We start from the raw sequence: 5,219 nt of genomic DNA on the forward strand, positions 1-5,219 counted from the left end.
GTGTCGGGGGCTTGGCGCGTGGGGTCGGAAGGCGGAGGTGGGCCGTGTCGCGGGCGGCGGCGTGGGCCAGTGACGCGCAGGACCGCCGACGGGCGAGGACGCGGGAGTTCAGGGGCTCGGGCCAGGGACGCCCGGTGTCGGCGGCCGCCTCGGTGAGGCGGGCCGGGGTGGGGCGGTCGGCCGGGTTCTTGGCGAGGCAGGTGGTGAGGAGGGCGGCCAGCGCCGGGTCGGCCGAGGCCAGTTCGGACATCAGCGCCGGCTTGGGTTCCTCGAAGGCGACCCGGTGCATGACGTCGACGCCGGTGCCGTCACCGAACGGGGCGTGCCCGGTGACGGCGTACACGAGGGTCCCGGCGAGGGAGAAGACGTCGGAGGCGGAGTCGCAGCGACCGTCCCTCAGGTACTCGGGCGACATGTACGCGGGCGTGCCGACCCGGCTCCCGGTGGTGGTGATCGCGCTGCTGTCCACCGCCTGCGAGATGCCGAAGTCGATGACGTGGACGCCGTCGGCGGAGAGCAGGACGTTGGAGGGCTTGAGGTCGCGGTGGACCACCCCGGCCGCCGCCAGTGCCGACAGCGCCCGGCCGAGTTCGCCCACCAGACGCCAGACCGCGGAGGGCGGCAGCGTGCCGCAGTCGCGGACCGCGTCCGTGAGGTTGACGCCCGGCAGGTACTCCGTGGCCATCCAGAGGAGTTCGCGCCCGTGCTCGTCCTCGGGTTCGAAGCCGGTGCCGAGGAGCCGTGGCGCGTACGGCGTGCGGACCCGGTCGTGCACGCCCGCCTCGCGCTGGAACCGCCGCCGGAACTCCGTGTCCTCGGCGTACTCCGGGCGGATCACCTTCACCGCGGCGAGCCCGGGGCCGTCGTCGGCCGGCCGTGCCAGATACACCCGGCCCATCCCACCGCTGCCGAGCAGCCCCAGCGGCACGTACGGCCCGAGGCGCGCGGGGTCGGACCGCCGCAGCGGGCTCGCGCCGGTCAGCTCCAGCGCGGTGTCGCGCGACTCCGGGGAGTGTGGCGGCGGTCCGGGCCGGTCGTCTGACATGGGTCCCCCGGGTGGTGATCTCTCTGGTCGTGCGCTGCCTCAACGGTCCCTTGGGCAACACGAGTTGATGAGAGACTACCGCGAGGGTGAAGCCGGGAGCGGCTCGCGCGGGACCGGACCCGCCCTCTTCGTGACACCTGCGGCGGCTGGATGCGGAATGGCCGATACCTCGGTGCAGAGGCGGGCGTTCCGCTGCGAGGGTCGAGGGGCCAACCCAATCGCTCGGGACTCAGGGGGTCAGCCATGCGGAACAGGTCGACGGGGTTACGCCGGGTCGCCGCCGTCGGGGCGGCGCTCGCGGTGGCGCTCGGTACGGGGGTGGGCGGCGCGGCTGCCGCCGAGGACGAGGCCGTCGTGACCTGCCAGTACGGGTACGTGTGTCTCCAGCCGCTGCTCGGGGCGCGGCCGGTGATGGTGAAGGAGGGCGAGCGGGCCACGTTCAACCCGGCTCTGCAGGTCACCGAGGTCACCAACATGACCCGCGTCGCCTACTGCGTGGGCGGTGGCCTCAGCTATGCGCTCCCGCCCGGCGGGACGCAGACCTGGGACAGCTCCGTGTTCACCGTGGGGCCCATGCCGGTGCCCGGCGCCTGCGCGGCCTGAACACGCCGAAGGGCCGTGCCCCCTCCTGCCGGGGTACGGCCCTTCGCTGTACTCGGCGGCTCAGTACGGCGGCTCAGTAGCGCGGGCGGTTGAACCACGCCTTGCCGTTGGCGTTGCCGACGAAGACGGCGATCAGGATGCCCAGCACCAGGTGGACCAGGCCGATGAAGATGAACGGGAAGACGCCCAGGACGGCCGTGATGATGCCGAAGACCAGAGCGGCGACGCGTACGCCGTTGCCGCCGGACTTGAACTTCACGGCCAGCATGATCGCGTAGACGAGCCAGGCCACCGCGAAGACGGCGGTCGCCACCATCTGGCCGATGGGGATGTCGCCCAGCGCGTCCGCGAGGGCCGGGTCCTCGGTGCTGTTGCTGGCCGCCTCCACACCGATCGCGCCGATGCCGTACAGGAGCACGCCGACGACCTGGAGGCCGACGATGACCCAGAGCATGATGCGGGCCGCGTTCACCGTGCCGGGCATGGTCTCGGGCGCGCCCGGGTAGCCGCCGTAGCCCTGGGAGACCGGCGGGGCGGCCGGGTAGCCGTAGCCCGGCTGCTGGGGCTGGTTCTGCTGCGGGTAGCCATAGCCCTGGGCGGGCTGCTGCTGGGGCTGGCCGTACGGGTTGTTCGGGTCGCCGAAGCTCATGGCGGGGTTTCCTCCGTTGCCTGGTGCGGGGACGCGCGGCACGGTTCGGAGGAATGCCCTGCGCTTTTGAACTGGTCACACCCCCCGGCAGTGCCCGCGGCACTGTGTCCCAATCGTTTTATATGCCTGCTCGGATGTCCAGGGAGATACACCGGGTGTTGTGCAAGTGCAACACATCCGATCTTGTCCGGCCCGGACGGCCGTACGGACCGCGGTACGGGGACGGCCGTACGGCCCGGTACGGGGCGGAAGGCGTCCGCCAGGTGACCGGATTGGAACCCGGCGCCGGTCATCCGCGAAGATTGGGGCCATGAGCGCCCAGATTCTCGATGGCAAGGCCACCGCAGCCGCGATCAAGTCCGACCTGACCGCCCGTGTGGCGGTGCTGAAGGAGAAGGGCGTCACGCCCGGACTCGGCACGGTCCTGGTCGGGGAAGACCCCGGCAGTCAGAAGTACGTGGCGGGCAAGCACCGCGACTGCGCGCAGGTCGGCATCGCCTCCATCCAGCGCGAACTGCCCGCGACCGCCACGCAGGAGGAGATCGAGGCGGTGGTGCGGGAGCTCAACGAGGACCCCGCGTGCACCGGATACATCGTGCAGCTGCCGCTTCCCAAGGGCATCGACGAGAACCGCATCCTCGAACTGATGGACCCCGACAAGGACGCGGACGGCCTGCACCCGATGAACCTCGGGCGCCTCGTCCTGAACGAGCCCGCGCCGCTGCCCTGCACGCCGAACGCTGTCCTCACCCTGCTCCGCCAGTACGGCGTCGAGATCAAGGGTGCCGAGGTCGTGGTCGTCGGGCGCGGTGTCACCATCGGCCGCCCGATGCCGCTGCTGCTGACCCGGCGCAGCGAGAACGCGACGGTGACCCAGTGCCACACCGGCACGCGTGACCTGGCCGCGCACCTCAAGCGCGCCGACATCATCGTCGCGGCGGCCGGCTCGGCCCACCTGGTCCGGCCCGAGGACGTGAAGCCGGGCGCCACCGTGCTCGACGTCGGTGTCTCCCGCTCCGCCGAGGGCAAGATCGTCGGCGACGTCCACCCCGGTGTCGCCGAGGTCGCCGGGTGGATCTCCCCCAACCCCGGGGGCGTCGGGCCCATGACCCGCGCGCAGCTGCTCGTCAACGTGGTCGAGGCGGCGGAGCGTAGTGTCGGCTGACGGCAGGGCGGAGGGGACGGAGGGGACGGCGGGGCCGCCGGGACCACCAGGGCTACCGGGGGCCTCCGGCCGGGCCGAGCGGCTCGGGGCACCGGCCGACGGCGGCCCCGGCCTTGGCCTCGGCCTCGGGAAGACAGCGGTCGAAGCCGCAGCGTCGGAGCGACCGGGCGCGAGCGACGGGGCGGTGGCGTCGGAGAGGGCACAGATGTCGAGGACGACGGAAACGGCCGGGACGACGGAAGCGGCGAGGACGACGGAAACGGCCGGGGCGGCGGAGACCGCCGGGGCTGCGGAGTCCGCCGGGTCCGCGGCTGACGCGCGCGAGGGGGCAGAGGGCACCGAGTCGACCGGGGCTTCCGGGTCGGCTGAAGCGGCCGGGGCGGCCGAGGGTGCTGGTGAGATCGAGGTTCGGGATCACATCAGCGTGCCCGATGCCGACGGGAAGCCCGTGCGCGGCACCCGGCGGTTCCCGATGTTCACCAAGGACACCGCGCGGCCCGAGGGCGGTGGCCGGGCGGCGCCGCGTGAGGCGCCGGCCCCCGTCCGGCAGTGGCCGATCCTCGCCGTGCTGAGCACCGTGGGCCTCGGCCTGCTGCTCACCGCGCTGGACGCGTTCCGGATCGGCACCATCCTGATCGGCGCCGCGATGCTCGCCGGCGCGGCACTGCGCTGGGCCGTCCGGGACGTCGGCATGCTCGCCGTCCGCTCCCGCTTCACCGACATGGCCACGTACATCTTCCTGGGCACCGCCATCGTGCTGCTCGCGCTGATGGCCCAGCCCAAGCCGTGGCTGGAGATCCCGTTCCTCAAGGACACGCTGCACTTCACGGTGGGCGACGAGGAGACGGGCTGAGGCCGTACCGCCTCGCCCCCGGTCCGCCCTGCCAGGGTGCGACGGCGGTCCGTCCCCTCCCCCGAGTAAGGACGGGCCGCCGTCGCGTTCCACGTTCCTGTACGGCGAACGCCCTGTTCAACACCTGTCAGACCGCTGTGGCACGGAAGTGACCATTCCGCCAAGGTGTCCGCATCGGGCCACGGCGACGGCACCCGGACGTCATCCCCGGCATGGCGTCAGTGGAATGGCATCGGTGCCATGGCACCAGCGGCATGTCATCACTGACACGTCCTCACCGGCGCGGGCCGATTTCACGCGCCCCGAATCGTGCTCTTCGCTTCGCCTCACCAGGCCGCCCACGTCACTCCACACCACCCCAGCCCACTCGGGCGCACTGTCCGAACGCGACGGCTCCGACACCCGTACTGGTGGGAACCGGTCCCCCCACGACCTTCGTCACCTGCTCAGACCCGCCCTCGAGCCCAGGAGGCAGCCCGATGAGCGCCTGGCAGCCGCTGCCGGACGAACTCCCCCCGGAGGTACAGCATTTCGTCGAGCAGCTGCGCCTGCTGAAGGACCGCACGGGACTGAGTCTCGTCGCGCTCGGCGCGCGCACCGCGTACAGCAAGTCCTCCTGGCAGCGGTACCTCAACGGCACCCAGCCCCCGCCCCGCCAGGCGGTCATGGCCCTGTGCCGGGTCGCCGGTGAGGACGCCGAACGCTTCGGGGCGTTGCGGGAGCTGGCCCTGCGGGCCTGGCCACGGCCGGCCCCCCAGACGGTGCCGCCGTCCCAGCCGCCCGAGCCCGGAGCGGCGGGGGAGCGGGCGGAGAACACGACCGATGCGTACGAGGACGACCCCAACCCTGTCCTTTATAAAAATTCAACGTTCCCGAAAAAAACCCTTTGTGAGTCACGGAGGGC

At 72.2% G+C, this 5,219-nt stretch carries 6 protein-coding genes; 4 read left to right on the forward strand and 2 right to left on the reverse strand.

Features of this window, described 5'->3' with window-relative positions:
* A partial coding sequence (locus P1P70_RS40145; RefSeq protein ID WP_319246761.1) for a serine/threonine-protein kinase occupies nucleotides 1–1,045 on the reverse strand: 1,045 nt, incomplete at its 3' end.
* A gap of 243 nt (nucleotides 1,046–1,288) precedes the next feature.
* Here P1P70_RS40145 and P1P70_RS40150 point away from each other — a divergent pair.
* Nucleotides 1,289–1,648: a hypothetical protein gene (locus P1P70_RS40150; RefSeq protein WP_319246763.1), complete on the forward strand. Its 360-nt coding sequence runs from the start codon at nucleotides 1,289–1,291 to the stop codon at nucleotides 1,646–1,648.
* Nucleotides 1,649–1,721: 73 nt separating this feature from the next.
* Here the strand turns inward: P1P70_RS40150 and P1P70_RS40155 are convergent, their stop codons facing one another.
* Nucleotides 1,722–2,297, reverse strand: coding sequence for a hypothetical protein (locus P1P70_RS40155; RefSeq protein WP_319246765.1), 576 nt, complete (start codon nucleotides 2,295–2,297; stop codon nucleotides 1,722–1,724).
* 310 nt (nucleotides 2,298–2,607) lie between these two features.
* Here P1P70_RS40155 and P1P70_RS40160 point away from each other — a divergent pair, with 310 nt between their 5' ends.
* The 3 genes from P1P70_RS40160 to P1P70_RS40170 all read left to right on the forward strand — a co-directional run.
* A complete protein-coding gene (locus P1P70_RS40160; RefSeq protein WP_319246767.1) occupies nucleotides 2,608–3,462 on the forward strand; it encodes a bifunctional methylenetetrahydrofolate dehydrogenase/methenyltetrahydrofolate cyclohydrolase in 855 nt (284 codons plus the stop codon).
* A gap of 400 nt (nucleotides 3,463–3,862) precedes the next feature.
* The gene (locus P1P70_RS40165; RefSeq protein WP_319246771.1) at nucleotides 3,863–4,315 is read left to right on the forward strand and encodes a DUF3017 domain-containing protein; all 453 of its coding nucleotides are present in this window, start codon (nucleotides 3,863–3,865) and stop codon (nucleotides 4,313–4,315) included.
* A gap of 479 nt (nucleotides 4,316–4,794) precedes the next feature.
* Nucleotides 4,795–5,219 (forward strand): helix-turn-helix transcriptional regulator (locus P1P70_RS40170; RefSeq protein WP_319246769.1); only part of this gene is annotated, 425 nt, incomplete at its 3' end.

Origin of the sequence: Streptomyces sp. MB09-02B (assembly GCF_033794485.1) — a bacterium.
In the GTDB taxonomy this organism is placed as follows: domain Bacteria; phylum Actinomycetota; class Actinomycetes; order Streptomycetales; family Streptomycetaceae; genus Streptomyces.